General features: G+C 67.9%; 27 protein-coding genes. 19 read left to right on the forward strand and 8 right to left on the reverse strand.

The window, feature by feature from the left end; all coding sequences use genetic code 11:
- The first annotated feature begins 450 nt into the window (after nucleotides 1-450).
- The 5 genes from FHY06_RS03245 (at nucleotide 451) to FHY06_RS03265 (ending at nucleotide 6,103) form a co-directional block, all read left to right on the forward strand.
- The gene (locus FHY06_RS03245; RefSeq protein WP_311733667.1) at nucleotides 451-1,191 is read left to right on the forward strand and encodes a peptidoglycan DD-metalloendopeptidase family protein; all 741 of its coding nucleotides are present in this window, start codon (nucleotides 451-453) and stop codon (nucleotides 1,189-1,191) included.
- Nucleotides 1,192-1,316: 125 nt separating this feature from the next.
- The gene (locus FHY06_RS03250) at nucleotides 1,317-1,499 is read left to right on the forward strand and encodes a hypothetical protein (RefSeq protein WP_019652686.1); all 183 of its coding nucleotides are present in this window, start codon (nucleotides 1,317-1,319) and stop codon (nucleotides 1,497-1,499) included.
- A 126-nt stretch (nucleotides 1,500-1,625) separates the two neighbouring features.
- Entirely contained in the window at nucleotides 1,626-2,744 is a 1,119-nt protein-coding gene (locus FHY06_RS03255) for a metallophosphoesterase family protein (RefSeq protein WP_184603337.1), read from the forward strand.
- A complete protein-coding gene (locus FHY06_RS03260; protein WP_184603339.1) occupies nucleotides 2,741-5,368 on the forward strand; it encodes an AAA family ATPase in 2,628 nt (875 codons plus the stop codon). Before FHY06_RS03255 ends, FHY06_RS03260 begins: the two co-directional genes overlap by 4 nt.
- Nucleotides 5,369-5,788: 420 nt before the next feature.
- Entirely contained in the window at nucleotides 5,789-6,103 is a 315-nt protein-coding gene (locus FHY06_RS03265; protein ID WP_184603341.1) for a hypothetical protein, read from the forward strand.
- 24 nt (nucleotides 6,104-6,127) lie between these two features.
- On the opposite strand, the gene FHY06_RS03270 is transcribed toward FHY06_RS03265, so the two are convergent.
- The 3 genes from FHY06_RS03270 to FHY06_RS03280 form a co-directional block, all read right to left on the reverse strand.
- Complete coding sequence (locus tag FHY06_RS03270) at nucleotides 6,128-6,457, reverse strand: hypothetical protein (protein ID WP_019652682.1); 330 nt, start codon at nucleotides 6,455-6,457, stop codon at nucleotides 6,128-6,130.
- Nucleotides 6,458-6,474: 17 nt separating this feature from the next.
- Nucleotides 6,475-7,341, reverse strand: coding sequence for a hypothetical protein (locus FHY06_RS03275; RefSeq protein ID WP_184603344.1), 867 nt, complete (start codon nucleotides 7,339-7,341; stop codon nucleotides 6,475-6,477).
- Between the two features lie 80 nt (nucleotides 7,342-7,421).
- Entirely contained in the window at nucleotides 7,422-8,114 is a 693-nt protein-coding gene (locus FHY06_RS03280) for a hypothetical protein (protein WP_126181803.1), read from the reverse strand.
- Between the two features lie 621 nt (nucleotides 8,115-8,735).
- Here FHY06_RS03280 and FHY06_RS03285 point away from each other — a divergent pair.
- The 14 genes from FHY06_RS03285 to FHY06_RS03350 all read left to right on the forward strand — a co-directional run bounded on the left by FHY06_RS03285 (nucleotide 8,736) and on the right by FHY06_RS03350 (nucleotide 19,707).
- Entirely contained in the window at nucleotides 8,736-8,882 is a 147-nt protein-coding gene (locus FHY06_RS03285; RefSeq protein WP_019652679.1) for a hypothetical protein, read from the forward strand.
- Between the two features lie 16 nt (nucleotides 8,883-8,898).
- Nucleotides 8,899-9,483 (forward strand): A24 family peptidase, encoded by a 585-nt coding sequence (locus tag FHY06_RS03290; RefSeq protein ID WP_184603346.1) that lies wholly within the window; start codon nucleotides 8,899-8,901, stop codon nucleotides 9,481-9,483.
- A 54-nt stretch (nucleotides 9,484-9,537) separates the two neighbouring features.
- On the forward strand, nucleotides 9,538-10,380 hold the full coding sequence (gene cpaB, locus FHY06_RS03295) for a Flp pilus assembly protein CpaB (RefSeq protein WP_126181805.1): 843 nt from the start codon (nucleotides 9,538-9,540) through the stop codon (nucleotides 10,378-10,380).
- Nucleotides 10,381-10,439: 59 nt separating this feature from the next.
- On the forward strand, nucleotides 10,440-11,990 hold the full coding sequence (locus tag FHY06_RS03300; protein ID WP_184603348.1) for a type II and III secretion system protein family protein: 1,551 nt from the start codon (nucleotides 10,440-10,442) through the stop codon (nucleotides 11,988-11,990).
- A gap of 11 nt (nucleotides 11,991-12,001) precedes the next feature.
- Nucleotides 12,002-12,301 carry a hypothetical protein gene (locus FHY06_RS03305; RefSeq protein WP_132798749.1) on the forward strand — a complete coding sequence of 100 codons (300 nt, stop codon included), beginning with the start codon at nucleotides 12,002-12,004 and terminating at the stop codon, nucleotides 12,299-12,301.
- A gap of 145 nt (nucleotides 12,302-12,446) precedes the next feature.
- Entirely contained in the window at nucleotides 12,447-12,656 is a 210-nt protein-coding gene (locus FHY06_RS03310) for a Flp family type IVb pilin (RefSeq protein WP_019652674.1), read from the forward strand.
- A gap of 91 nt (nucleotides 12,657-12,747) precedes the next feature.
- The gene (locus FHY06_RS03315; protein ID WP_019652673.1) at nucleotides 12,748-12,924 is read left to right on the forward strand and encodes a Flp family type IVb pilin; all 177 of its coding nucleotides are present in this window, start codon (nucleotides 12,748-12,750) and stop codon (nucleotides 12,922-12,924) included.
- Between the two features lie 42 nt (nucleotides 12,925-12,966).
- The gene (locus FHY06_RS03320; protein ID WP_184603351.1) at nucleotides 12,967-14,238 is read left to right on the forward strand and encodes a pilus assembly protein TadG-related protein; all 1,272 of its coding nucleotides are present in this window, start codon (nucleotides 12,967-12,969) and stop codon (nucleotides 14,236-14,238) included.
- A 34-nt stretch (nucleotides 14,239-14,272) separates the two neighbouring features.
- On the forward strand, nucleotides 14,273-14,734 hold the full coding sequence (locus tag FHY06_RS03325) for a TadE/TadG family type IV pilus assembly protein (protein ID WP_126181808.1): 462 nt from the start codon (nucleotides 14,273-14,275) through the stop codon (nucleotides 14,732-14,734).
- Nucleotides 14,731-15,171: a TadE/TadG family type IV pilus assembly protein gene (locus tag FHY06_RS03330; protein ID WP_132751003.1), complete on the forward strand. Its 441-nt coding sequence runs from the start codon at nucleotides 14,731-14,733 to the stop codon at nucleotides 15,169-15,171. Before FHY06_RS03325 ends, FHY06_RS03330 begins: the two co-directional genes overlap by 4 nt.
- Before the next feature lie 23 nt (nucleotides 15,172-15,194).
- Complete coding sequence (locus FHY06_RS03335) at nucleotides 15,195-16,346, forward strand: CpaE/TadZ family protein (protein ID WP_184603353.1); 1,152 nt, start codon at nucleotides 15,195-15,197, stop codon at nucleotides 16,344-16,346.
- Nucleotides 16,347-16,387: 41 nt separating this feature from the next.
- On the forward strand, nucleotides 16,388-17,758 hold the full coding sequence (locus FHY06_RS03340; protein WP_184603355.1) for a TadA family conjugal transfer-associated ATPase: 1,371 nt from the start codon (nucleotides 16,388-16,390) through the stop codon (nucleotides 17,756-17,758).
- 29 nt (nucleotides 17,759-17,787) lie between these two features.
- Nucleotides 17,788-18,780: a type II secretion system F family protein gene (locus FHY06_RS03345; RefSeq protein ID WP_019652667.1), complete on the forward strand. Its 993-nt coding sequence runs from the start codon at nucleotides 17,788-17,790 to the stop codon at nucleotides 18,778-18,780.
- Nucleotides 18,781-18,792: 12 nt separating this feature from the next.
- Complete coding sequence (locus FHY06_RS03350) at nucleotides 18,793-19,707, forward strand: type II secretion system F family protein (RefSeq protein ID WP_184603358.1); 915 nt, start codon at nucleotides 18,793-18,795, stop codon at nucleotides 19,705-19,707.
- Between the two features lie 104 nt (nucleotides 19,708-19,811).
- On the opposite strand, the gene FHY06_RS03355 is transcribed toward FHY06_RS03350, so the two are convergent.
- The 5 genes from FHY06_RS03355 to FHY06_RS03375 form a co-directional block, all read right to left on the reverse strand.
- Nucleotides 19,812-20,501: a response regulator gene (locus FHY06_RS03355; RefSeq protein ID WP_026346192.1), complete on the reverse strand. Its 690-nt coding sequence runs from the start codon at nucleotides 20,499-20,501 to the stop codon at nucleotides 19,812-19,814.
- Nucleotides 20,502-20,581: 80 nt separating this feature from the next.
- Nucleotides 20,582-22,279 carry a sensor histidine kinase gene (locus FHY06_RS03360; RefSeq protein WP_184603360.1) on the reverse strand — a complete coding sequence of 566 codons (1,698 nt, stop codon included), beginning with the start codon at nucleotides 22,277-22,279 and terminating at the stop codon, nucleotides 20,582-20,584.
- A 339-nt stretch (nucleotides 22,280-22,618) separates the two neighbouring features.
- The gene (locus tag FHY06_RS03365) at nucleotides 22,619-23,098 is read right to left on the reverse strand and encodes a hypothetical protein (RefSeq protein ID WP_126181812.1); all 480 of its coding nucleotides are present in this window, start codon (nucleotides 23,096-23,098) and stop codon (nucleotides 22,619-22,621) included.
- A 269-nt stretch (nucleotides 23,099-23,367) separates the two neighbouring features.
- Complete coding sequence (locus FHY06_RS03370) at nucleotides 23,368-24,849, reverse strand: DUF5666 domain-containing protein (RefSeq protein WP_184603362.1); 1,482 nt, start codon at nucleotides 24,847-24,849, stop codon at nucleotides 23,368-23,370.
- The gene (locus tag FHY06_RS03375; protein WP_126181814.1) at nucleotides 24,846-25,694 is read right to left on the reverse strand and encodes a DUF6502 family protein; all 849 of its coding nucleotides are present in this window, start codon (nucleotides 25,692-25,694) and stop codon (nucleotides 24,846-24,848) included. The genes FHY06_RS03370 and FHY06_RS03375 overlap by 4 nt, the downstream gene beginning before the upstream one ends.
- Nucleotides 25,695-25,770 lie beyond the last annotated feature (76 nt).

A 25,770-nucleotide genomic window follows, 5' to 3' on the forward strand; every position in this document is an offset into this window, starting at 1 on the left:
CCGTCGTCGTGCGCACCTGCAGCCATGCGGAAAACGCACCGGAAGAGACGTCGAAAAATGAAACATCCTCCCGGGGCCAACTGTATTCAATTGGCAGGGCTTGTAACCTAATAAGGAATATCAGAACAAAATCTGAAAATTGAAAAATTGCGGCGGCTTGCAGTAGAGATGTGAATCCATTTTGAAGAAGGCCGCAAAAATCTCCGCGACATCCTATTACCCGATGTGATTCACATATCCAGGCAGGTTGCTCCGAATAACTTTCCCGGGGCTTTTTCCAGGCAATTGATCCGCATTGCCGCCATCACCGGGTCGGGTGCCGTCTTGAGGCGGAAAAGCCCCGTCGCCGCCGGAGCGCCCGGCGACTGCTGTTAGCCTTCGCGCATTCTTCGAGCGCGGTCCCGCAGGTCCGGGAGCGCGAGATCCAGGTTGTGCAGGAGGAATCCGATAGTGGTTGTGACAGGAAGGAACTGGCGCGCGGGCGTGGTGCTTGCCGCGGCATTGATGGTGGCGGCGTGCTCCACGTCTCCCAAGGCGCCGGTGGCGGGGCCGGGCGAATATGTCGTCCAGCCGGGCGATACGCTCTATCGCATCGCGTCCCGGTCGGGCCGCTCGCCGGCAGACATCGCGCGCTGGAACAACCTTCAGGACCCCGACAAGCTCGAAGCGGGGCAGGTGCTGCGCGTGGTTCCGCCGGGCGGCGCGGCCTCCGCGGAGCCTCCCCCGAGCCGTGAACGGCCCGATCGCCCCGAGCGCTCCGAACGTGCGGAGCGCGCCAGGCCGCCCCGGGCCTCGGCGCCCGAGCCGGTGTCGCCCCCCGCGTCGCGACGCAGCGACTGGAGCTGGCCCTCGCAGGGCGCCGTCATCACCGGCTTCAACGGCACCAGCAGCAAGGGCATCGACATCGGCGGCAACCTGGGCGACCCCGTCGCATCCATCGGTGCCGGCAAGGTGGCGGTGACCGAAACGCTGCGCGGCTACGGCAGCGTGGTGATGGTCGACCACGGCGGTTCATATATGTCGGTCTACACCAACCTGCGCGCGGTCCAGGTCAAGCAGGGCCAGCAGGTGAAGCAGGGCCAGAAGCTCGCCGAGATCGGCAGCTCCGACGGCGGCCGCCCGCGCCTGCACTTCGAGATCCGCTATCGCGGCAACGCCGTCGATCCGCGCCAGTACCTCCCGGCAAGGTGAGCGAGTTCGCGCGGCGGTGGCCTTGCACCGCCTCTGGCGAACGGCATCCCCCGAATTGGCGATATCGCGCCGCCCGCGAAGCACGCAGACTCCCGCGCTGATCGATTTTTTCAAAAGGGGCGGCAATGGAACTCGTGTACTGGGTGTTCATCATTCTCGGCATCGTGCTGGCCGTGACCACGCAGTGGTTCCTGCTTGCCCCGTTCAGCCTGGAGTGGCGCCCGCTGCGCGAGCAGCTCGCCGAGCAGGTCACCCAGTCGGCTGCGCTCCTGCAGGAGTGCGCGGACCCTGCCGACGCCAAGGCCTGATCCGCCGCGCCCCGGGAAGGGGTCGCCACGCAGCAGGAGCGCGTGCCCTCTGCCTCTAAGATGCTCGCTGTTCAGAAATGACCAGAGCGATGCAGACGCGGTAGGCGAAGAGGAGGGCCACGACGCATGATTTCTTTGCTCCACACCGCGGACTGGCAGATCGGCCGGGTGTTTTCTCAATTCGAGCCCGACGATGCCTCGGCCCTGTTCGAGGCGCGCTTCAAGGTGGTCGAGCGTCTGGCCGCCATCGCCACCGAGCGCCGGGTCGACGCGGTGCTTGTCGCGGGCGACGTGTTCGACCTGCAGACTGTGTCGGACAAGACCATTCGCCGCATGTTCAACGCCATGCAGGGCTTCACCGGGCCGTGGCTGCTGATCCCGGGCAACCACGATTCGGCGCTGAGCGAATCGGTCTGGAGCCGGGCGCAGCGGCTGGGCGCCATCGCGCCGAACGTCGTGTGCTGCCTGGAGCCCAGGCCGCACACCGTGGCGGGTAAGTTCACGCTGCTGCCCGCGCCGCTCACGCAGCGCCACACCTATGGCGACCTCACCGAGTGGTTCTCCACTGCAGAGCCGGAGGATGGGAGCCTGCCCCGCATCGGCCTCGCGCACGGCAGCGTGCAGGGCATCCTCTCGGAAGACATCGACTCCACCAACCCCATCGCCGCCGGCCGCGCCGCGCAGGCCGGGCTCGACTACCTCGCGCTCGGCGACTGGCACGGCACGCGGCAGATCGACGAGCGCACCTGGTACGCCGGCACGCCCGAGACCGACCGCTTCCGCGCCAACGACTCCGGCCAGGCGCTGCTGGTGCGCATCGAAGGCCGCGGCGCGCTGCCGGCGGTCGAGCCCGTGCGCACCGGCCAGTTCGACTGGCAGCAGTGGGAGCCGCGCCTCGCCGTGTCCTCCGACATCGACGAGCTGGTGCGCAGGCTCGAGCAGATCGGCAGCGGCGACGTACTGCAGCTGCGCGCGCAAGGCACCTGCGACCTTGCGGGCCACAACCGGCTGAACGCCGCCCTCGATGCCGCCCGCGCCCGTGCCCGCGCCCTGGTGTGGGACGGCGAGGCGCTGCGGCTGGAGCCGACCGAGGACGACATCCAGGCGCTACACGCCGACGGCTTCGTCGGCGAGGCGCTGCAGGCATTGCGCGAGCAGCAGGGCGGCGCCGACGCCGAGCTGGCACGCGACGCGCTGCTCACGCTCGCGCGCATCCTCGGTACGCAGGCGGGAGCCGCCGCATGAAGCTGCAGCGTCTTCGCATCGAGAACTTCAAGCTCTTCCGCGCGCCGCTCGAAATCGACGGCCTGACGGACGGGCTCAATCTCTTCGCCGCACCCAATGAGTCGGGCAAATCGACCGTCGCCGAGGCCATCCGTGCCGCGTTCTTCGAGCGGCATCGCTCCAGCGCGGTCGAGCACCTGCGGCCCTGGGGCGAGAGCTCGGCCACGCCGATGGTCGAGGTCGATTTCGAACTCGACGGCAAGCGCTACCGGCTCACCAAGGCCTTCCTCGGCAAGAAGCGCTGCGAGCTGGTGATCGATGGCCGCGCCATGGACGGCGCCGTGGCCGAAGACCACCTCGCGGCGCTGCTGGGTTTCCGCTTTCCGGGCAAGGGCGCCAGCACGCCCGAGCACATGGGCATTCCGGGGCTGCTGTGGATCAGGCAGGGTACTTCGCACGACATCGCCAGCGCGGTCGGCTTTGCGAGCGACCATCTGCGCAACGCGCTCGGCGAATCGCTGGGCGAGCTGGCTTCGAGCAATGGCGACGCGGTACTCAAGGCGGTGGAAGCCGAGCGCAACGAGCTGCTGACGCCCGCTGCCGGAACGCCGCGCGGCGCCTACGCCGATGCGATCAAGCTGCGTGCCGAACTCGAAGCCGATCTGCAGCGGCTGCATGCCGACATCGAGTCGTACCAGTCGGGTGTCGACCGCCTGACGAACCTGCGGCGAGATCACCAGCGCGACGAAGCCGCCCGACCCTGGGCGGCATTGCGCGAACAACTTGCCGCCGCCCAGCAGCGGCTCGACGAAGCCCGGGGCCTGGACGAGAAGAAGACCGCGCAGGAAGCCGCGCTCAGGCAGATCGCCGCGCAGGTGAATTCATGGCGCACCCAGCTGCAGTCGATGGAGCGCGAGGAAGGCTCGCTCGCCCAGCGCGAGGCGAACCTGCAGAAAACACAGCAAGCCCTGGCCAAGGCGCTCGGCGAACTGCAGGCCTGGGAGCCACGCCATGCGGCCGCCACGAAGGCCGATGCCGAAGCGCGCGAGAACCTTCGAGTGGCGCGCCAGGCCGCGTCGCGCATCGCGCAGGAGAACGCCGTCCAGAGCCTGGCCGAACAACTTTCCGCGCTCTCCCAGAGCCACGAGAAGGCGAAGGCCGAGCAGGAAAAGGTGACCCGCCTGCAGTCCGAGGCGCAGTCGCTCGCGGTGCCTGACAGTGAACTCAAGCGGCTGCGCCAGTGCGCCGACACGCTTCGCACCGCGCAGGCGAGGCTCGACGCCGTGGCCACGGCCCTGGAGTTCGAGCTGCAGCCCGGCGCCGGCGTCCGCGTGGCGGGCGTTGAACTGGCGGGCTCGCAGCGCCGGACCGTCATCGCCCGAACCGACATCGAGATCGAAGGCGTGGGCCGCATCAGCGTGCTGCCGGGCGGTGCCGACCTCGAAAGCCTCGCCATCGAGCGCGACCGTGCGCGCGACGAGCTTGCCGCGCTGCTGCGGGGCCTGCGCGCGGAGAGCGTGGCCGCCGTCGAGGAGCGCACGCGCCTGCACGCGCTTCGCAAGAGCGAAGCCGGCGCCGCCGAAGCCGTGCTGGCGGCACTGGCCCCCAAAGGACTCGGCGCCCTTGCCGCTGACGTCGCGACGCGTGAAGCGCGCCTGGCCGAAGCCCGGCAGGTGTTGCAGAGCATGCCGTCCGCATCGGAAGCAGACATCGCCGTGCCTTCGGCCGAGTCTGCCGAAGCCGCTGCACGCGCAGCGCTGGCCGATGCGTCGGCCGCGCTCAACGATGCGAAGGTCGCGGCCGGCAACGCACGCGAACAGGTGAAGGCGGCCGAAGACGAGCTCGCCGCCGTCCAGGCGACATTGAACGATCCCGCACGTGCCGGCAGAAAGGCCGAGGCCGGCGGCGCGCTGACCGATGCGCTGGCGCAGCAGTCGTCCATGCAGGACCGCCTCGCGGAACTCGCGCAGCGCCTGCAGACCGTCAACCTGCCCGTGCTCGCGCAGGACGTCGAGCGACTGGAGCGCAGCGCAAGGCAGGCCGAGGCCGCGCACAGCCAGCGCGCCAATGAGATCACGCGGCTCGAAGTCGAACTGGAGACCAAGGGCGCGCTGGGCCAGGAAGAAGCCGCTTCGGAGAAGCAGCGCGAGCTGGAACACGCCACGCGCCGATGCGCCGAGCTCGAACGGCGGGCGAGGGCGCTCGACCACCTGCTCAAGCTGCTGCGCGAGAAGCGCTCGGCACTGGCGCGGCGCCTGCGCGCGCCGCTGCAGAAGCACCTCGACCACTACCTGCAGATCCTTTTCCCCGGCGCGCAGATCGAGGTCGGCGACGATCTCTCGCCCGGCCGCATCACGCGCCAGGGCCTGCGCGGCGCCCAGAGCGGCGAGTTCGAGGAGCTCAGCGTGGGCGCGCGCGAGCAGATGGGCGTGGTCGCCCGGCTGGCCTATGCCGACCTGCTGAGGGAGGCGAACAAGCCGACGCTGCTCATCCTCGACGACGCGCTGGTCCACACCGACGAGGAGCGCCTGCGGCAGATGAAGCGGGTGCTGTACGACGCGGCGCAGCGGCACCAGATCCTGGTATTCAGCTGCCACCCCGAGGCGTGGCGCGACCTGGGCGTGGTGGCGCGGAGCATTCCCTGAAGGGGTTCAAGTTTTTGGCGGCTCGATGGGCGGGCGCGAGCCCGGCCGGTTTCACGCAAGTGGTTGCCCGGTAGTCCAACTCGTCGAGCCGCCGCCCCGTTTGACTCGGACGCGGTGGAGCAAAGCTCCCTTGAGCTATCAGGGGGCTCAGTCCGCGTGGCTATACTGCGCCAGTCGCGTCGAACAAGGGCGCGATCGGGCTTGGACTCCCGTTGAAACTACTGCGACGCAAGCCGCAGTCACCCCGCAGGGTCTGCGGCTTCGTCGTTCGTGCTTCCAGTTTTGGCGGCTCGATGGGCGGGCGCGAGCCCGGCCGGTTTCACGCAAGTGGTTTCCCGGTAGTCCAACCCGTCGAGCCGCCGCCCCGCTTGGACTCGGGCGCGTCGGTTTTTAGCAAACCGAAACCCTTGGAGGCCTCTCATGGCTGCATCCGCTCGCGCATCAGCGCGCGTCTCTTCCCCTTCCGAATCCTCCGTCTCTCACGACGCCGAGCAGCTCGCGCTGCAGCTGTGCGACGACATCGGCAATCTCCAATCGATGCAGCGCGCCTACGCGTGCCTCGAAAAGCTCATCGTCCAGCAGGAGGTGAATGACGCTCAGGAACTCTATCCCAGCAGGGCCGAGCTCGCTGCGCTGGTCGGTGTGGTCAACGATGAGCTGCAGCGACGCATCGACACGGCCGAGGCCACGGCGCAATCGCTGCGCCATGGCCTGGGAAAGAGCGGCACGCCCTGAACGTGTCCGGCGACGTGCTCGCTGCTACTTGTCGGCCGGCACGAAGAAAAGGTATTCGCCGCGCCCCACCTCGGGCGTGATCGTGTAGCCCGCGCACAGGTCCCCCGTGCACTGGAGGAAGATCACGCGCGGCCAGATGGTCGCGGCCGTGGGATAGCCAGGCAGGTACTGCGGCACGTGCCACACGCCGAGGGAACCGACGGGCAGCGCGTTTTCGGTGCCGCGCGCGTTCTGCAGGCCGCTGCCCATGTTCACGCGCTCGACGCGCAGCGGCTGCTGCTGGACCGCCGCGGCCGCCGCCGTGGTGGCCGCGCAGCACGCGGCCAGCCAGAGGATGAGTACGGACCGGGTCATGTGGCGCTCCGGTGCGGTCATTGCGCGGCCTGCGCAGCGCGCGGTGCGGCCGCGACGTCGTCGGAGCGCTGGTCGAGCATGCGCGACGCGGCGCGGATGGAGGCCGCTTCGGCCGGGTCGATCGGCGTCACCGTGGCGCTGATGACTGGCATGGTGACCACGCCCGCATCTTCGGAGGCGGCAGCGGCCTGCTGTTGTTGCTGCTGCTGCTGCGGAACCGGGGCAGGCGCCGGCGGAGCCACGACGGCCACAGGCTGCGGAGCCGCTGGGGCAGGGGCGGGTGCAGGTGCCGCCGCAGCCACCGGACGCACCGGCGAGGCGGGCGCGCCGCTGGCAGAGGCCTGCGGACCGTAGGCCGTTACGCGCTCCTCGGCCGTCATCGACTGCGGGCACTTGGTGCCGGTCATCTCCAGCGCGGCCATCGCGGCCGGGTCCATGCAGTCCATCGCGAGCGAGGCGGCCTTCATGCCCTTGTTCCACAGCTCGCGGCTCATCTTCAGGCGCTTGCAGTGCTCGTCGGTCCAGGTGGTGCCGAAGCTCAGGCCCACGCCCGCACCGTTGGCGCTGGCGCTGGTGCTGCCCATGCAGGTGTCGTTGCTCGTCGTCAGGTTGGGTCCGTTGACCGACGGCACGTTCTTGATCGTGTAGCTGCCGCGGTAGTCGACGGTGTTGGTCGTCGCACCGGTGTTGTTGACGTTCTGGTTGCTGGTCATCGTCGTGTTCACGGTCGCCGGACTCGAAAACGTCACCGACTGGCTGTTGCCCTGTGCCGACGTGGTGGCCGAACTGGTCGACCCGTTGTTCGCGCCGGTGTTGGTGTTGGTCTGTTGAGCGAGGGCCACTGCGGAAACGCCCAGCAGCGCAAGAAAGATCAGCTTCTTCATTTTTCGACTCCTTTGAGAACCTTGAGGGGAGGGGCGCCGCCCCTCCCCATTGCCGATGACAGCAACCGTGCGCGCCGGGCTCAGGGAGCCGAGGCGGTCGCGCTTGCGCCGGCCGTGCCACCGGTGCCGCCACCGTTGGTGAAGCCGCCGGCATTGCCGAAGGAGATGTTGGTCACGCCGAAGGAGCCGCCCATGGAGCCTGCCGTCGCCGAGGTGGTCGTGCCGTTGATGGGCCCGTTGATCGCACCGGAGGAAGCGTTGTAGCCCGAGGTGGTGGTCGAGGTGCGGGTCACCAGGGCGATGCCGCCGCCAGGGCCGGCTGCCGTCGCGGCCGTATTGTTGGTCGTGGAGGAAGCCGCACCGCCTGCGCTGCCGCTCACGTGCGTGGCGCCGCCTGCGGAGTAGTTGGCGCTGCCTGCAGAGGTCGCATTGGCCGAAGCGTTGGCGCCGCCGATGGCCAGGCCGTTGCCCGTCGTCACGGCCATGCTGGTCACCTTGCCCGTGGTCGTGGCCGAGCCGCCTGCGGAAGCACCGCCGATCGCGAAGCCTGGCACCGCGAATGCGCCGCCCGAAGCGTTGGCATTGGCGGCCGAACTCGACGTGGCCGAGTTGTAGCTCAGTGCGCTGCCCGTGCCGGAGCTGGCGGCCGTCGATCCGGCGGCGCTGGACGAGCCGGTGGAGGTGGATGTCGCGGCGACCGCGGTGCTGCCGACAGTTGCCGAGGCGACGCTGCCGACCAGGACGACTGCAATGGCGATGAGAGTCTTCTTCATGATGCTTCCTCGATTGATGTGGAACAAACCCCGATTGCCGGACCACCCGGCCATCAGCTGCGGTCCGTGACGCTGTGTGGAGTGGCTTGCGTGACGACCGGGGTGCAGTTTCTGCGTCGGGGAAGCAACGAAAAATGCCTTGTGCTGGGTACTGCGAGGCTATTGCGAAAGATGTGGTCGAAGGCGTTTGCGGCGCTGCGGAAAAACGCGCTCGCCACACGATGGCCGCCATCGCGACGAAGGCTGCGGCATGGCAATGAAGAACCATGGCAACCAGATGCAACCGAGGTAATCGAATCTGCGGGCGCTCTGCGGGTATCTCCGGGGTCGGCCGTCTGAAATACGCCGGCGCTGCACGCCAGTTCCGGGGCCGGCCCAACCCGCGAAAGAGCCTCCGCGGGCTCGTCGACCTGGCCGTTCGGCCATCTGTCCGTTGTCACGCCGAGCCCGGGCGCTTTGTCCTGCCTGCGCGGTTGCGCGTACGGGGGATTTGTCTCCCCCACAAAAGGGCGCAGCGCTCATGTGCGGATGCAGGCCGATTCCTACAGTCATCCCCATGGTCCGACGCCCAAGCCCAAGCGGGGCGGCAGGCAGTCGGAACCGCACAACCGGGGAACACGAATGGAACTGCTCGCACTGCTGCCGACGACCTTCATGAACCTGCTGCGCGAAGACGCCGGCATGTCGTTCATGGAGTTCGCGCTCATCGGGTCGTTGGTGATGGTCGTGCTCCTGCTGCTTCTGCTGGCCATCCGGCGCGGCGCCTGAAAACGGGGAGACCGACATGCATGAATTCGACGCCGTCCTCGAACTGCTGGCGATGCTGGTCTCCGACCTTCGCATGCTCGCGCTGTTCGCACTGCTGGCCGTGGCTGCGGTCAGCGACTGGCGCTCCTACCGCATTCCCAACTGGCTGACCTTCGGCGGCGCGCTCTTCGCGCTGGTGTACGGCACGCTGGCCGCACGCACGCCGGCCGTGGGAGTCGCCAGCGCCTTCGGCGGTCTGGGCATCGGCTTCGCGGCGATGGTGCCGTTCTACGTGATCGGGATCATGGGCGCCGGCGACGTGAAGCTGATGGCCATGGCCGGGGCCTTCATCGGGCCGGAGCAGACGCTGATGGCGGTGCTCTTCACCTTCATTGCCGGCGGCGTGGCGGCCATGGCCTTCGCGATCCACCGGCGCCGCGTGGGCCACATGCTGGCCAACGTCAAGGACGCCGCCCAGGGCGTGATGTTCTCGGGCATCGCCGGCATCCGACCTTCGGGACGCATCGACGCGAGCCTGTCCATCGGCAAGCTGCCCTACGGCATCTGCATCGCGGCGGGCACGGCCATCGAGGTGCTCGCGCACCAGCTGGGCTACGTCTAGGCGTTCCTTCTTCTCTTTCCACCCTCTCTTCATTCATCTGCGACGGAGGTTCACATGAAGAACATCAAGGCGATCGGGCTGATCCTTCTGGCCCTGCTGACCGGGCTGGCGGCCGCCGTCTATGCGGCGGGATGGATCTCGAAGCAGGGCGGCATCGCGTCGAACAAGGTCGTCGTTGCGGCTGTCGACATCGAACTGGGCAGCCGCGTCAACCCGCAGATGCTCACCACGGTCGACTGGCCCCGCGGCTCGGTGCCCAACGGCGCGTTCAGCGACATCAAGGCGCTCGACGAGCGCGTGGTGAAGGTCGGCGTGCTGCGCGGCGAGGCGATCGTCGAAGGCAAGCTGGCGCCGGTGGGTACCCAGGGCGGGCTCTCGGCGGTGATCGCCACCGGCAAGCGGGCCATGACGGTGCGCGTCAACGATGTGGTGGGCGTGGCGGGCTTCGCGCTGCCGGGCAACTACGTCGACGTGATGGTCAACGCCCAGCAGGAGAAAGGCCGCGGCGAAGAGGCCCTGCAGATCAGCAAGACCGTGCTCGAGAAGGTGCTGGTGCTCGCGGTGGCGCAGGAGGCCAACCGCGACGACACCAAGCCGAAGGTGGTGAGCGCCGTCACGCTGGAGCTCTCGCTCGAGGACTCCGAGAAGCTCGACCTGGCGCGCAGCGTGGGCACGCTGTCCCTGGTGCTTCGCAACCAGATGGACAAGACCACGGTGGCCACCGACGGCATCACCAAGGGCCAGCTCTTCGGCGCGAAGGAAATCGTGCAGGTCGCCGCCACGGCACCCGCGCCGGCTCCGGCCCGTCCGCGAGTCCAGCGTGCAGGGCCCGCGGCACCCGCTTCAGATTGCGTCGAAGTGATCCAGAACGCAGCCCGCTCGCTGACCTGCTTCTGATCGCCTCGCTCCCGACCAACTCCGAAACGACCGACACGAACCGACAGGAGGAACACCAAGTGCGCCATATCTCCACAACACTCGCCAGCGTTCTGGCGACCCTCGCGACCGTGTCGGCTCCCGCCACGGCTGCAGAGGCCGCCGCCGCAACCGCTTCCACCGTGGCCGCCGTGCCGGCGACCGCCATCGTCGCGGTGCCGCCGGCGGTCGCCGGCAGCACAGCCAACGGCACCCGCCGCTGCACCGCGATCATTCCCGACGACCAGCCCACGCAGGCCGTGCTGGGCAAGTCGGTCGTCATTCCACTGAAGACGCGCGTGGTGCGCATCGTGGTCAGCGGGCAGCCGCCGAGCCGCGCACCGGTGCCGGCCGCGGCGATGGCGGCCGTGCCCGCGGGCATGCAGCCCGTCGCGCCGCCGCCAGCGAACGCGAACAACGGCGACGGCATCGCCGACGTCGACGTCACGCTGCTGAGCCCGACGGACCTGTTCTTTCGCGGCCGCCAGGCGGGCTCGATGAACGTGGTGCTGCAAAGCGCCGACGGCACCTGCTACATCAAGGACGTGGTCGTCACCATCGACCCTATGGCGCTGCAGGCCAAGCTGGCCGAGCTGATGCCCGAGGAGCGGCGCATCCACGTGCGCAGCGCGGAGAAGTCGATCGTGCTCACCGGCGAGATCAGCGACGCGCTCAAGCTCGACGACGTGATGAGCCTGGCCTCCGCCTATGGCGCGGACGGCAAGAAGGTGGTGAACCTGCTGCGCGTGGCGACGCCGCAGCAGGTGATGCTCGAGGTGAAGATCGCCGAGGTGAGCAAGTCGCTGCTCGACAGGCTGGGCGGCGGCATCAATCTCTCGCGCACCAGCGGCGGCGGATTGAACAGCTACTCGCTGGTCTCGAACTTCCTGAGCGGCGGCGGCGGCCTGGTGCAGGCGCTGCGCATCGGCCGCGGCACGGTGACCATCGACGGCCAGAAGGACGACGGCCTGGTGCGCATCCTCGCGGAGCCCAACATCATGGCCATCAGCGGCCAGCAGGCGAGCTTCCTGTCGGGCGGCAAGATCTTCATCCCGGTGGCGCAGAACGCGGCCGGCGGCAGCGGCACCAACATCACGCTGGAGGAGAAGGAGTTCGGCATCGGGGTCAAGTTCACGCCCACGGTGCTCAACGGCAACCGGGTCAACCTGAAGATGGTGTCCGAGGTGTCGGACCTGTCGCAGACCGGGTCTCCCTTCACCACGGTCGGCGGCGTCACGGCGGTGCTGCCTTCGCTCACGGTGCGGCGCGCAGACACCACCGTGCAGCTCAACGACGGGCAGAGCTTCGTCATCGCCGGGCTCATCAAGGCCAACGTGACGGAGTCGATCAAGCGCTTTCCCGGACTGGGCGAGGTGCCCGTGATGGGCGCGCTGTTCCGCAGCACCGAGTTCCAGAACGAGCAGACCGAGCTGATGTTCGTCATCACGCCGCGCATGGTGAAGCCGCTGGCCGAGGCGCCGCGGGTGCCGACGGACAACCACGTGGTGCCCAGCCGCGCCGAGGTCTATCTCAACGGAGCACTCGAAAGCTCCACCCCGGCCCCGGCCGCCCCCGACAGCGAACCCAAGTGAGGAGCACCGTCATGTTCACCATCGCCAGAACGACCACCGTTGCGCTCGTGTGCCTCCTGGGCGCCGGCTGCTCGCACGTCACGCCCAACTACGACGCCCGCTTCGGCGACGCGGTGCGCGACGCGAAACGGAAGATGACCATCAACCCCGACGCCGGCAAGAGCAACGACCCCGCCGTCGGCATGGACGGCCGCGCCGCGCGCGAGGCGATGAACCAGTACCACGACTCGTACAAGACGCCGCCGCCGGCAGTGAACGTCATCAACATCGGCGGCCAGATCGGCGGACAAGGAGCAGGGAGCTCGAAGTGATGCACGCACACGTTGCATCGGCCAGGCCCGCTTCCTCGGGACTCACGCGGAAAGGAGAGTGACACGAATCGAAACGAACTTTCTTCCCTATCCATGTTTTCTCGAACCTGATCCCCAACCGTTCAAACATCGAAAGGAACGAATCATGCAAAACCTTTTCAAGGCCATCGGCCAATCGACCCAGAACTTCCTGCGCGAAGAAGAGGGCGCCCAGGTCGTCGAATACGCGCTGATCATCGCGGTCGTCTCGATCGCCCTGGTCGTCGCGCTGAAGGGCCTCACGGCGAACAACGGCGGCTTCACCTCGTTCATCACCCGCGTGACGAACTGCCTCACCACGGCCACCTGCTCGTAAGCCGCAGGGCGAGCGAGCCGGGCCTGGCCCGGCTCGCTGTACGCCAGCTGCTGCGTTCGCATTCTTTCCCGCATGGAAAAGGAGTAGTCCCATGTTGAAGTCATTTCTGAAAGACGAGAGCGGCGCGCAGATAGTCGAGTACGCGCTGATCATTGCTGTCGTCTCCATCGCGCTGGTTGTCGCGCTGCAGGTTCTGACGACGGGCAACAGCTTCAGCTCGTTCATTACCCGCGTCGCCAACTGTCTCGATGGCACGGGCTGCACCTGAGCCCGCGTCTGCCGGACCACTTCTGTTGCACAGGAGCCGATCATGCATGTCCGCCGTTCTCTTCGCCGCCAGCGCGGCGCGATGATCGTCACAGCCGCGCTGATCCTGCTGTTCCTGATGGGGTTCATGGGCATCGCCCTGGACTTCGGGCACCTGTTCGTGGTCAAGACCGAGCTGCAGACAGCTGTAGACAGCTGCGCCCTGTCCGCCGCGCGCGAGCTCGACGGGCAGGGCACGGCGATCACCCGGGCGACGAGTGCGGGCCAGGTCGCCGGCAACGCGAACGGCGTGAACATGCAATCGAGCAACTGGAGCGGGAAGGGCCAGATCGTTGCGAGCGACATCACCTTCCGCGACGCCTCCTATGCAGTGACGACCACGCCGGCATTGGCGCGCTATGCTCAGTGCGCGCACACGCAACCCGGCATCAACATCTGGCTCATGAAGGCCATGGGCGCCTTCACGGGCAACGCGGCCGGCAACCCTGCCACCCGCAGCGTCATCGCAAGCGCGGTCGCCACCCGTGCGAGCGCGCAGTCCGCATGCCCCATCCCGGTCGCCGCGAAGCCCAAGACCGGCGGCACGGCACCCAACTACGGCTTCGCCGTGGGCGAATGGGTGACGCTCATCATGGCGCAGAACGCCGCCACCGGCGGGCAGATCGGGTGGGCCAATCTCGATGGGAGCAACAGCGCCTCCGAAACCTCTGCCGAACTCAATGGCCGCTGCGGCGCCAAGGTGGGCGACACCATCGGAACGCCAGGCGTGCAGACCTCGGTGGCCGACGTGTGGAACCAGCGCTTCGGCATCTACAAGAACACCAGCGACCCGAGCACGGCGCGGCCCGACTACACCGGCTACGCCTACACCTCGCTCAACTGGCCCGCGCAGTTCAACGCGTACAACGGCGCCCCAGGTGCCGGCGCGGGCCCGACTGCCCAGAATTTCGTGACCAAGCGCGCTGCCTTCGCTTCGTGCGCCGACACGGGCACCAAGGTGAAGGGCGCGAACAGCTGCGAGTCGATCACCGGGCTCTCGCTCAACAGCTTCCAGTCGCTGGCCGCGCCGGGCAACGTCGCCGGAGGCCACATGCAGTACGGCATGGACCGGCGCATCGTCACGGTACCGGTCATCGACGGCGGCAACCATGTGATCGACTACCTCTGCATGCTGATGCTGCAGCCGTTGAGCATTCCGATGACTGACACGCAGCTGGAATTCCTCGGCAACGCCGGTGCCGCCGGCAGCCCTTGCACGACCAGCGGGCTGGCGGGCGGAACGGCGGGGCCGCTGGTGCCGGTGCTGGTGAGATGAGAAGCGAAGAGAACCCAAGAAAGGGGCGCATGCCATGAAGCAGCCATCCCGTCGCACTCAGCAAGGCGTTGCGCTGGTCGAGCTGGCGCTGATCATCCCGCTGCTGCTGCTGCTGACCTTCATCACCACCGAGTTCGGCCGCGCGATGTACGAATACAACGCGGTGGTCAAGTCGACGCGCGACGCGGTGCGCTACCTGTCGGTGCAGACGCCGGGCACGAAGATCACCGAAGCGCGCAACCTGGTGGTCTACGGCAACACCGCAGGCACCGGCTCGCCGCTGGCGCGCGGGCTGAGCCTGGCGAACGTGCCGGCGGGCACCTGCTGCACCTGGCAGTCGGCAGGCGCCGCGCCGATCATCACCACGGTGACGATCCGGGTGACCGGCTACACCTTCCATTCGATGTTCCCCTCGGTGTTCGGCGTGGTCTTCGCCAACGCGAGCGGCAACATCGCGTTCAGCGACATCACCGCCAGCATGAGGGCCGCATCATGAGACGCAGCCACAACCGCCGGCTCGGCGGCGCGACCACGGTCGAGTTCGCGCTGGGCCTGATCGTCTTCCTCATGTTCACGCTGGGCATCGTGGACTTCGCCCGCATGCTCTTCACCTGGAACGCGGCGCAGGAAGCGACGCGCGCAGGCGCCCGGTACGCGGTGGTGTGCGACGACACCACCCAGCAGGCGCTGGTGCTCGCGCGCATGAAGGCGCTGCTGCCGCAGATCAGCACGGTGTCGGTGGCGTGGTCGCCCTCGGGCTGCACGGCCGCGACATGCCAGGGCGTGACCGTGAGCATCACCGGGCTCAACTACCAGTGGATCTCGCCCATCTCGGGCGCCACGGCGCCCCTGATCCCGATGCCGGGCTTCTCGACCTACCTGCCGCGCGAGGTCATGCGCAAGGACCCGAACAGCGCGGCCATCTGTTCCTAGCCATCAACGCAACGGACAAGACCATGAAGATCGCCATCATCTCCCCCAACGCCAACCACCTGCAGGACATGCGCAAGGTGCTGGAGGCGCGCTCGCACACCGTGTCGCTGTTCGAAGGCGGCAAGAGCCGGATGCAGTGGGTCGTCGACAAGGCCTCGCCCGATCTCCTGCTGGTCGACGGCATGTGCTGCGACCCGCAGGAGCTCAACCTGGTCGAGAAGCTCACGCTGCAACATCCGTCGATCGCGGTGGTGCTGCTGTGCGCGATGCAGACGCCCGAATTCCTGATCCACGCGATGCGCGCGGGCGTGCGCGAGGTGCTGCCATCGCCCGCCGACACGGCCGCGCTGGAGGCGGCCGTGGAGCGCATCGCGCACAAGATGGCCGGCGCACAGGCACGCGCGCCGGGGCAGGTGGTGGCCTTCATGCCGTGCAAGGGCGGCAGCGGCTCGACCTTCCTGGCGACCAACATCGCGCACCAGCTCTCGAAGGAGCGCTCGGTGCTGCTGGTGGACCTGAACCTGCAGTTCGGCGATGCGCTGTCGTACGTGAGCGACCTGCGTCCGACCTCGACGATGGCGGACGTGGCCCGCGACATCGGCCGGCTCGACGCCTCGTTGCTGGCCGCGAGCGTGGTGCGCGTGTCGCCGACCTTCGCAGTGCTCGCGGCGCCGGAGGACATCTCGCGCGCGATGGACGTGAAGGCCGAGCACATCGACGCGATCCTGCACATCGCGCTGGGCGTGTACGACTTCGTGATCTTCGACCTGGGCCCGCGCATCGACACGCTCTCGATCCGCGTGCTGGACCGGGCCGACCGCATCTTCCCGGTGCTGCAGCCCAGCCTGCCGCACATCCGCAACGTGACGCGGCTGATGCACGTCTTCAAGTCGCTGGGCTACCAGCCCGGCAAGGTCGAGCTGCTGGTGAACCGCAGCGCGGGCGGAGGCGAGATCGGCCTGTCGGACATGCGGCGCTCGCTGGTGGGCGCGACGCTCACGATCGTGCCCGACGGCGGCAAGGACGTGGATGCGTCCATCAACCGCGGCGTGCCGCTGGCCGAGATGTCGCGCGGCAGCGCGCTGGCCAGGAAGCTCACCGACATCGCCCACTCGCTCAGCCCGCGCCAGGAGGCGGCGCCCGGCTTCATCGGGCGGCTGTTCCGCCGCGCCTGAGCGCGCATCGCCCAACCCATTCAACAGCAAGGCAGGTCCCCATGTCATTCAGAGAACAGCTCAATGCCATCGATACCGACAGCGCGATGCGGCAAGGCGGGAGTGCCGTGGAGCAGTCCGTCTCGCCCTATGCCTCGGACGCCTACAAGTCGCTGAAGGAGCGCATGCACCTGAAGCTGCTGGAGCGCTTCGACCTCTCCGCGCTCGAGACGCTCAAGCCCGAAGTGCTGCGCCAGGAAATCTCGACCATGACCACGCGGCTGCTGCAGGAGGAGCCCGAGGCGCTCAACGACATCGAGCGGCGCACGCTGATCCGCGACATCCAGCACGAGATGCTCGGCTTCGGGCCGATCGAGCTGCTGATGGCCGACCCTTCGGTCTCCGACATCCTGGTCAACTCGCACGAGAAGATCTATGTGGAGCGCAGGGGCAAGCTGGAGCTGACCAACGTCAGCTTCACCGACGAGAAGCACCTGCTGCGCATCATCGACAAGATCGTCTCGCTGGTGGGGCGGCGCATCGACGAGTCGAGCCCGATGGTCGACGCGCGGCTGCCCGACGGCTCGCGCGTGAACGCGGTCATCGCGCCGGTGGCGCTCGACGGGCCGATGATGTCGATCCGGCGTTTCGCGAAGATCCCGCTGCGCATGGAGAACCTGGTGAGCGAGCTGAAGACGTTGACGCCGCAGATGGCGCAGATGCTCGAGGGCCTGGCCCAGGCGAAGGTCAACATGCTGATCTCGGGCGGCACGGGCGCCGGCAAGACGACGCTGCTGAACATTCTCTCAGGCTTCATTCCGCCGAGCGAACGCATCATCACCATCGAGGACGCAGCCGAGCTCCAGCTGCAGCAGCCGCACGTGGCGCGCATGGAGACGCGGCCGATGAACATCGAGGGCAAGGGCGAGATCACGCAGCGCGCGCTGGTGCGCAACGCGCTGCGCATGCGGCCCGACCGCATCGTGATCGGCGAGGTGCGTGGCGCCGAGGCGGTCGACATGCTGCAGGCCATGAACACCGGCCACGAGGGCTCGCTCACCACCATCCACGCGAACACGCCGCGCGACGCGCTGGCGCGGCTGGAGAACATGATCGGCATGGCCAACCTGAACCTGCCGCACCGCACGGTGCGCCAGCAGATCGCGTCGGCCATCACGGTGATCGTGCAGGTGCTGCGCCTGGTGGACGGGCGCCGCAAGGTCACGAGCATCCAGGAGATCACCGGCATGGAAGGGGAGGTGGTCACCATGCAGGAGATCTTCAGCTTCCGCCAGACCGGCATGGGCCCCGACGGACAGGTGCGTGGGCATTTCCAGGCCTCCGGCGTGCGGCCGAAGTTCGCGGAGCGGCTGCATGCGTACGGCGTGGACCTGCCGGATGCGATGTTCGACCCGACCAAGCACTACGAATGACCTGACCAGGCAAGCAACAGGAGGCCATCATGCTCAACAACCTGGGGGGCAACACCCTCATCACCGTCACCGTGCTGGTGTTCGTGACCGTGCTGCTCATGCTGGAGGGGCTCTACATGCTGTGGCGCTCCTACAAGGGGCCCGAAGCGCGCAAGATCGAGAAGCGGCTGCAGGCGTTCTCCGCCGCGGTCGACCGCACGCCGCAGGCCCACCTGGCCAAGGAGCGCATGCTCAGCGAGGTGCCGTGGATGCAGCGCCTGCTGCTGACGCTGCCACGCGCGCACATGCTGGACCGCTTCATCCTCCAGGCCGGGCTGGAGTGGACGGTCTCCAGCTTCCTGCTGGTGTCGTGCGTGCTCGGCGTGCTCGGCTTCTTCGCATCGATGGTGATCGTGCACCAGTCGCTCCTGGTCGGGCTGGTGGTGGGAGGCTGCCTGGCGATACTGCCGCTGCTCTACCTGCAGAACCAGCGCAGCCGCCGGCTGACGCGGCTGGAAAAGCAGCTTCCCGAGGCGCTGGACCTCGTCACGCGGGCGCTGCGCGCCGGGCACTCGTTCGCCAGCGGCATCCAGATGATCGGCGAGGAGATGGCCGAGCCCATCGCCGGCGAGTTCCGCATGGTCGCCGACGAGGTGAACTTCGGCGTGTCGCTGCAGCAGGCCCTGACCAACCTCAGCGAGCGTGTGCCGCTGACCGACCTGCGCTACTTCGTGGTGTCGGTGCTGATCCAGCGCGATTCGGGCGGCAACCTGACGGAGGTGCTGGGCAACCTCAGCCGGTTGATCCGCGAGCGGCTCAAGCTGCTGGCGCGGGTGCGGGTGCTGTCGTCGGAAGGGCGGCTGTCGGCCTGGATTCTCGGGCTGATGCCGTTCGCGCTGGCGGCGCTCATGAACGTGTTCAACCCCGAATTCATGTCGCCGCTGTGGACCGATCCGATCGGGCAGACGGTGATCAAGTACATGCTGTTGGTGATGCTCGTGGGCGTCGTGCTGCTGCGCAAGATCGTGAAGATCCGCGTCTGAAGGAGAAGAACCATGACCATGCTGTTTCCCGTTCTCGTCTTCCTGGCCGTGTCGATGGCGATCGTCGGAGTGGCCGTCTGGCTGTCGCCGACGCGCACCGAGCAGCGGCTGCAGGCGGTGGCCATGCCGGCAGGCAAGTCGGCATGGACCGAGAAGGCCGTCAAGATCGTCGGGCCGTTCGCGCAGCTCTCTTCGCCCACCAGCGATGCCGAGCTCTCGCCACTGCGGGTGCGCTTCCTGAACGCGGGCATCCGCCACCCGGACGCCTACATCATGTACTTCGGCATGAAGACGCTGCTGCCGCTGGGCTTCGCCGCGCTGGCCTACGTCGGCCTGCGGGCGACGGGTGCGGCGGACGACAGCACGGTGATGCTGCTGTGGCTGGCAGTGGTGGCGCTGGCCGGCTGCTACCTGCCCAACCTGGTGCTGCGCCTGATGATCCGCTCGCGCCGCCGCGAGATCTTCGAGAACTTTCCAGACGCCGCCGACCTGATGCTCGTGTGCGTGGAGGCCGGGCTGGGCCTCGATGCCGCGCTGGCCAAGGTCACGGAGGAAATCCAGGTGAAGAGCGCGGCGCTGGCGCAGGAGCTGCACTGGACCAACCTCGAGATGCGCGCCGGCTCCACCCGCGAGAAGTCGCTGCGCAACCTGGCGCTGCGCACCGGCGTGGACGAGATCGGCACCTTCGCGACCATGCTGACCCAGGCGGACCGCTTCGGCACCAGCATCGGCGAATCGCTGCGGGTGTTCTCCGAGGACCTGCGCCACAAGCGCCACGTGCGTGCCGAGGAGCTCGCGGCCAAGGTGCCGACCAAGATGCTGGTTCCGCTGGTGCTGTGCATCTTCCCGTGCATCTCGCTGGTGATCCTGACGCCGGCGGCGATCCGCATCGTGCGGATGATCATGCCGATGCTCAACGGGACCTGAGCCCTTCAGTCGAACCTTCATTTCCTGGATGGAAAGAAGCCCTGCGCGCCGGTTGCGGCGCGCAGGGCTTCGGGCTTTGGCCTTCGCGTGTCGTGCTGCTGGATTCAGTGCGCGGGGGCGTGGAGCTGGTGCTTCATCGCGTAGATGTACAGCTCCAGGCGGTTGCCCACGCCGAGCTTCTGGTAGATCGAGGTGAGGTGGTTGCGCAGCGTGTGTTCGGTGACGAAGAGCCTGGCGGCCAGGGCCTTGTTCGAGGCGCCGCTGCCTTCGACCACCGTGTGGATGATCTCGCGCTCCTTGCTCGTCAGGCTGGCCTGTTTGGCAGCTTCCGGATCGGCCTTGGGCTGCTGCTTCTTCACCGCGGTCAGCTCGTAGAAGACGCGGCCGATGGACTGCGCGTCGACGCAGAGCTCGCCGTTGTGCACGCGCTCGATCGCGTCGATCACCTGCTGCGCCGGCGCATCCTTGCGCATCACGCCGCGTGCGCCCTGCAGCACCGCGAGGTCGAGCGTGCGCTGTTCGCGCTCGCCGGTGAGCACCATGACGCGCGACACCTCGTTGGACACCAGCCGGGGCAGGATGTCCAGCGCGCTGTGGCCGTCGAGGTCCAGGTCGAGCACGATGACGTCGGGCGCGAGGCTCTGCGAGGTTGCCACCGCGTCCTCGCAGCAGCAGGCCGTGCCCACCACCTTCATGCGCGGATGCTCGCCGTCTATCAACCGCGACAGGCCCCAGAGCATGGTCTGGTGGTCGTCCACGAGCAGGACGCTGATGGGGTGGGTGGCTGGCTGCATGGTGGGCTCCTTGAACTTGGCTTTGGCTTGTCTCGTGTCGGTGCAGCGCGTGCTGGCTGGCATGCGGTGTTCGTCGGTTCTCAGATCGGTATTTCCACCAGCACGGCGGTGCCGCCGCTCTCGCACTGGCGGACCTGCGCGCGGCCGCCGAGGGCCGCTGCGCGTTCGGTGATGGAGTGGGGCCTGAACCTGGTGAAGCTCTCCTGGCCGGCTTCGTTCTCGATGCGAACGTGCAGCCGGCCATTGCTGCAGGCCAGGCGCACGCTGCCGCGGCGGGCCTGGGTGTGCTTGCAGATGTTGTTGAGGCCCTCGCCGACCAGCTGCAGCACCTCGGCGCTCACCCGGTCGTCGAGGTGCAGCGGGCCGTCGACGGCCACCGCGATGTCGATGCCGTAGAGGCCCTTGATCCGCGCGGCCTGGCGGTGCAGCTGCGGCAGCACCAGGCCGCCGCAGCCGTTGGCGCCTTGCCGGACTTCGCCCGCATAGCGGCGCAGGTCGGCGATGACGCCGTCGGCCACGTCCGTGAGCTTTTCCAGGTCTTCGCTCAGCGGGTTGTCTGCCGCCGCCTTCCTGCGCAGCGCGCACAGGCCCATGCGCAGGCCGATGTAGGGCTGCACGGCGGTGTCATGCAGGTCGAGCGCGAACTTCAGGCGCTCCGCCGTGGCGGCTTCGGAGGCCATGCGGTCGAGCACCTCGATGGTCTCGATGATCGGGAAGATCTGCTCCATCAGGTGCGTGAGAAAGAGCGCATCGGGCTTGTTGAAGAGGCCGTCGCGCGATGACACGAAGACGCGGCCTTCGCCCAGCCGCATCGGCAGCGGCGCGCTGATGAAAGCACGCGCCTCCAGCATCGCCGCCACCGCTTCGCAGCGTTGCGCGCCTTCCTCGTCCTCGGCGCGCCAGCCGGCTGCGGCAGTCGGCTCGAAGACATGGCTCTGTGCGCACAGCCGGCTCAGCGGCCAGGGCAGGCGGTTGCTGAGCACGGTCTGGCCGGTCGGCAAAGCCATCAACGCCATCAGCGGCGACTCGGCGATGCGGCCGATGGTCTCGACGCTGACGTGCTCGCAGGCGTCGTTCTTGCGCAGCGTGCGCAGGACCCAGTTGCCCGAGGCGGTGTCGCGCGTCAGCAGGATGCAGTGGCTGGCCCTGAAGAAGACCAGGGTCTTTTCCATCGTGCGGGCGATGGTGCGGCCGGCGCCGAAGCGCGGGTTGGAAAGCTGGCTGACGTCGCCCAGCAGCGCGAGCCGGCGCTGCAGCCCGAGCTTGGAGCCGCCCCAGTGCACGATCATGTGGCCGAGCGCCAGCAGGAAGGTGCTGCGCATCAGGAGCTGGGGCGCGTCGTTGCCGGTGCTGGTGGCCAGCCCGCAGGCCGCGAAGGACGCGACCGACGCCACCGTCACGCGGGCGCCTTCCTCGAAACCCCAGCGGAAGGCGGAGGTGAGGATCGCGAAGAAATAGAAGAGGAAGAAGAGGCTCTGTACGCCGTCGGTCACGAAGATGATGAGCGTGAACCACAGCACGTCGGACCAGTGGATGACCTTGCCCTGGAAGTACGGGCGGCCCATGCGGGTGCATGCGTAAACCAGCAGGCTGTGCAGCACATAGCCGCAGAAGGCCAGCCACACGGTGCCGTGGATGTGCTCGCGATGGTCCCCGGCATCAACCACCACCGCCAGCAGCGCCGAAACCGAGAGCACCAGCCGCATACGCGCGACCATGAGCGCATCCGCGGCGACACCCGTATCGGCTTCGGGGGCGGCGGTGGTATGGGCCAGCATGGCTTGGGGTTCCCGGCATGAGTCGGATCACGCGATGCAGGGCGCGGGGCCATGGCTGCAGGCGGAGCCGGACGGTGTCAGTCTGGAATTCATGCCTCGCACCTGAAAGGGATGTATGTGAAGGTTTCACATTACTACTTTGGTAGTCGAAAACAATGGCGCCAGAGGTCGATCGTCAATCTGTGACTCTTGTTGCACTTGGTTGCAAAGGTGCCGGTGCGCCGGGATTTTCGGGAGGCTGTCGAGGGGATGCGGTCCTGGCACCTCGTGGCCGGCGGGATATTTGCGGGTACCTGTTCAGCGCAACGACGCGGCCTTGTCCGGCTTGCGGGGCCGGCTTCAGGCGCGCCGTTCGACCAGTGCGGTGCGGCCCAGCGGCGTGACGCGGAGAACGACCGCCTGCCTGGATTTCTGCGGGCTCTGCCGGGTCCGGCAGGGCGGTGGCAGCGTGGCTTCGACCATGCCCGCGGCGTTAAGCACGGCGACGGAGTTGATTTCCGCCGGGTCGTCGATGCGCAGCGGGAAGACCGAGTTGCCGATCTTGCGAAGGTAGTCCAGCGGCATTACCGGCCACCCCGGCTCCTCGAGCGCCGCCACGGCCGCGCCGGCGCGCAGGCCGGCGATCTCGGCGTGGCCTTCCTCGGTGATGTCGAACACCACCGCGCTCTCGTACTGCTGGTAGCCGAAGTGGTCGAGATGGAACTCGGCTTCCACCAGGCCGGTGGCCATCAGTACGGAGGCGTGCCTGATGTCGGGGTCAGCAGTGAGCGTGACTGGAAGCTTCTCGTGCAGAAGCCGGAGGAGGAGGGTGAGCGGCATACATGCTCCCGTCTGCACCGTGGCTGGTGCACATCGAGCAATGGGCAGGAACTGCGGACGGATGCCCGCATCGCAGCGCCGATCGCAGATGCCGCTTCGAGACGCGCAGCAGCGCTACCGCGGGCGGAACGCCGCGGGTGCACGATCTCCGTTCGTCGAGGGGCAGCATTGGCGTGAGCGCTTTAAATGTGATTTTTTCACTTTAGTTATTTAGTTGTACTCCCGCCGCCCGACCTTGTCGAGAGTTTGTTTCGTGAAGGATTGCTCGCTCAGGGCGAGAACGTGACGTGCTGCGCGATCAGTACGCCGTCGACCACCCGGTCGCCCACGACCGTGACCTTGCGGCCGTTCTGGAGGTCTGACTGGGTGCCGTTCTCGAAAACGGCCGTGCTGGCATCCACCGGCTGGCCGCGGACCCTGAAGCTGGCGGGCGGCGTGAATCCGCCGATGGCGCCGATCACCGTGAAGGAGGCCGGTCCGCCCGTGCCCGGCACGTTGCGGATGCGCAGCTTCTTCACCACCAGCACCCCGCCCGACATGAACCCGTCGACTTCGACCTTCACGCCGTTGCCGAGCGAGTTCGCATTGCCGCCTGCGATCTGCGCATTGGTCGCGTCGACCGGCGTTCCAAGCACCCTGAAGGAGCCGCGCGAAGCGAAGTCGGTGATGACGCCCGCGAGCTGCACCGCCACGCCGTTGCTCGTCGGAATGGCGTACCAGCCCTGCACCCTGGTGGCCGAGAGCACGCCGCCGACAGGGGCCGCCGTGCCGCGGGCCCGCACGACCACGCCGTTGGCGAGCGACGATTCGTCCAGGCCCGTGAACGCGGCCGTGCCGTAGTCGACGGTTAGCTGGCCGAGCATGAAGGTCTTGTGCGCCTTGTCGAGGTTCTGCACCGCGCCTGTGGTCAGCGGATCGGTGAGGGCAGGGGCCACCTGGATGCGCGTGGCCCTCAGCATGCCCGGCGCGCCGGGCAGGCCCCACACCTGGATGACGCTGCCCGCCCTGACGTCGGAAAGGCCGTTGGCGTCGGCCCAGACCGTGGCCGAGTCGACGCTGACGCCGATGCCCATCACCACGAAGGTGCCGCCGGCGAGGTCGATGTTCGAAACCGCACCGCGCAGCTCGGCCGCCGAGACGACCTGGTTGGCGATGCCGCTGGTGAAGTTGGCGTCGACCTTGCCCGCGATGCGCGCGCTCATGCCGATCTGCAGTTCGGTCGCATCCTCGATGGTGAAGGTGGCACTGTCGGTGTCGTAGCGCAGCCCGTTGAGGATGACGCTGCCCAGGCCGTCCGCCGCGCCGATGCCGGCTGCGTCCGCCGTCACGCCGGTGCCGCCTGAGCCCACGCCGGAGCCGTCGGTGTTGCTGTTGCCTGCAGTGCTGCTGCCCGCGCCGGCGTCGCTGCCGGTGCCTCCCGTAGCGCCCGTGGCGCCTGTGCCGCTCGAGCCGCCTGCGGCGCCGGTCGAGCCCGTACCGCCGGTTCCGGACCCCGCCGAAGCTGTGCCGGTCCCGGTCCCGGTTCCGGTTCCGGTTCCGGTTCCGGTTCCGGTGGGGTCTGTCCCCGCGGTTCCCGCAGTTCCCGCGGCCCCGGTGGCCGCCGGCGGCGAAGTGCTGCCCGTGCCCACGCCAAGGCCTGCGATCGAGCCGCCTCCGCTCCCGCCGCCTCCGCCGCACGAAAGCAGCAGCGCCATGATCCCGGCCGACAGCAGGCCGAAGATGATCCTGCGAGGTGTCTTGATCGTGCTCATGGCCTGGGCTCGCTTTCTGATGGGGGCGGCCGTGCCGGCGCCCGATCGGCTGGCTCGTCTTCGAAGTAGGTGTAGATGCCCACGCGGATGCGCGCCTTCGCGCCGGCGGGGGCCTCGTCGACCGCCTTCGACATGTCCTGGGCCAGCTCGTGGTGCAGCGCCGTCCAGCGCTCGCGCACCAGGCGCTGGATCCGTTCGCAGTCCTCCAGCGAGAGGCCGCGTGCGTACACCGCGCGTTCCAGCATCCGCGGCTGCTCGCCCAGGGTGTTGGCGACGGCGGCCAGCAGGTGGTCGCGGCCGTTGTCGCCCAGGAAGGCGAGCATCGACTGCAGGTCTTCGACCGGCACGAAGCCGTCGGTCGTGAGCTCGACCACGCCCTTGTCCTCGTCCTCGCTCACCATGTTCAGGCGCACCAGCTCGTCGAGGATGGTGCGGTGATGCACGTTGCCGCGGCTGCTCAGGCGCGCGACGGCCTCGAACGAGGGCGCGTCCTGGCCCGCCGTGATGGGCAGCCGGCGGTAGGTGTCATCTTTAGTAAGCATCTGCAGCCACAACGTGAAGGTCTTGGCCGCAGCCGACAGTTCCGTATGGGGCAGGGGATCGGTGGTTGCCCTGACCTTGGCCGTCACCGCCTTGCGGTTCAGGCCGGTGGTGACCGAAAGCTGGCTCAGGTTCGGGTTGGGAACGCCCTGCTTGCGCCAGCTGCGCTGGGCTTCCTCGATCAGCAGGTCACGCAGCAGCTCCTCGATGTGCGGATGCTTGACCCCCATGGCGAGCGCGAGCCTGACCACCGGGCGAAGAAGCCGGGCGCAGGCAGCGAGGGTCCAGTCCAGCCGGTGTTCCATGGAGTCGCGATGTGTTCCCGAAACTGCGGTTCAAAGAGGATGCGGCGCAGGTCGCCAATTGCGATCTGCTTGCAAT

The organism is Variovorax atrisoli (assembly GCF_014195185.1).
Lineage (GTDB): Bacteria > Pseudomonadota > Gammaproteobacteria > Burkholderiales > Burkholderiaceae_C > Variovorax > Variovorax atrisoli.

What these genes read in the sequence shown, in the direction of transcription:
- FHY06_RS03340 (WP_184603355.1), top strand. Translation starts at nt 16,388, where the DNA reads ATGTCATTCAGAGAACAGCTCAATGCCATCGATACCGACAGCGCGATG.
- FHY06_RS03280 (WP_126181803.1), bottom strand. Translation starts at nt 8,114, where the DNA reads ATGAAGAAGACTCTCATCGCCATTGCAGTCGTCCTGGTCGGCAGCGTC.
- FHY06_RS03365 (WP_126181812.1), bottom strand. Translation starts at nt 23,098, where the DNA reads ATGCCGCTCACCCTCCTCCTCCGGCTTCTGCACGAGAAGCTTCCAGTC.
- FHY06_RS03330 (WP_132751003.1), top strand. Translation starts at nt 14,731, where the DNA reads ATGAGACGCAGCCACAACCGCCGGCTCGGCGGCGCGACCACGGTCGAG.
- FHY06_RS03315 (WP_019652673.1), top strand. Translation starts at nt 12,748, where the DNA reads ATGTTGAAGTCATTTCTGAAAGACGAGAGCGGCGCGCAGATAGTCGAG.
- FHY06_RS03310 (WP_019652674.1), top strand. Translation starts at nt 12,447, where the DNA reads ATGCAAAACCTTTTCAAGGCCATCGGCCAATCGACCCAGAACTTCCTG.
- FHY06_RS03355 (WP_026346192.1), bottom strand. Translation starts at nt 20,501, where the DNA reads ATGCAGCCAGCCACCCACCCCATCAGCGTCCTGCTCGTGGACGACCAC.
- FHY06_RS03255 (WP_184603337.1), top strand. Translation starts at nt 1,626, where the DNA reads ATGATTTCTTTGCTCCACACCGCGGACTGGCAGATCGGCCGGGTGTTT.
- FHY06_RS03285 (WP_019652679.1), top strand. Translation starts at nt 8,736, where the DNA reads ATGGAACTGCTCGCACTGCTGCCGACGACCTTCATGAACCTGCTGCGC.
- FHY06_RS03275 (WP_184603344.1), bottom strand. Translation starts at nt 7,341, where the DNA reads ATGAAGAAGCTGATCTTTCTTGCGCTGCTGGGCGTTTCCGCAGTGGCC.
- FHY06_RS03370 (WP_184603362.1), bottom strand. Translation starts at nt 24,849, where the DNA reads ATGAGCACGATCAAGACACCTCGCAGGATCATCTTCGGCCTGCTGTCG.
- FHY06_RS03345 (WP_019652667.1), top strand. Translation starts at nt 17,788, where the DNA reads ATGCTCAACAACCTGGGGGGCAACACCCTCATCACCGTCACCGTGCTG.
- FHY06_RS03335 (WP_184603353.1), top strand. Translation starts at nt 15,195, where the DNA reads ATGAAGATCGCCATCATCTCCCCCAACGCCAACCACCTGCAGGACATG.
- FHY06_RS03325 (WP_126181808.1), top strand. Translation starts at nt 14,273, where the DNA reads ATGAAGCAGCCATCCCGTCGCACTCAGCAAGGCGTTGCGCTGGTCGAG.
- cpaB (WP_126181805.1), top strand. Translation starts at nt 9,538, where the DNA reads ATGAAGAACATCAAGGCGATCGGGCTGATCCTTCTGGCCCTGCTGACC.
- FHY06_RS03320 (WP_184603351.1), top strand. Translation starts at nt 12,967, where the DNA reads ATGCATGTCCGCCGTTCTCTTCGCCGCCAGCGCGGCGCGATGATCGTC.
- FHY06_RS03265 (WP_184603341.1), top strand. Translation starts at nt 5,789, where the DNA reads ATGGCTGCATCCGCTCGCGCATCAGCGCGCGTCTCTTCCCCTTCCGAA.
- FHY06_RS03270 (WP_019652682.1), bottom strand. Translation starts at nt 6,457, where the DNA reads ATGACCCGGTCCGTACTCATCCTCTGGCTGGCCGCGTGCTGCGCGGCC.
- FHY06_RS03305 (WP_132798749.1), top strand. Translation starts at nt 12,002, where the DNA reads ATGTTCACCATCGCCAGAACGACCACCGTTGCGCTCGTGTGCCTCCTG.
- FHY06_RS03290 (WP_184603346.1), top strand. Translation starts at nt 8,899, where the DNA reads ATGCATGAATTCGACGCCGTCCTCGAACTGCTGGCGATGCTGGTCTCC.
- FHY06_RS03260 (WP_184603339.1), top strand. Translation starts at nt 2,741, where the DNA reads ATGAAGCTGCAGCGTCTTCGCATCGAGAACTTCAAGCTCTTCCGCGCG.
- FHY06_RS03375 (WP_126181814.1), bottom strand. Translation starts at nt 25,694, where the DNA reads ATGGAACACCGGCTGGACTGGACCCTCGCTGCCTGCGCCCGGCTTCTT.
- FHY06_RS03350 (WP_184603358.1), top strand. Translation starts at nt 18,793, where the DNA reads ATGACCATGCTGTTTCCCGTTCTCGTCTTCCTGGCCGTGTCGATGGCG.
- FHY06_RS03360 (WP_184603360.1), bottom strand. Translation starts at nt 22,279, where the DNA reads ATGCTGGCCCATACCACCGCCGCCCCCGAAGCCGATACGGGTGTCGCC.
- FHY06_RS03250 (WP_019652686.1), top strand. Translation starts at nt 1,317, where the DNA reads ATGGAACTCGTGTACTGGGTGTTCATCATTCTCGGCATCGTGCTGGCC.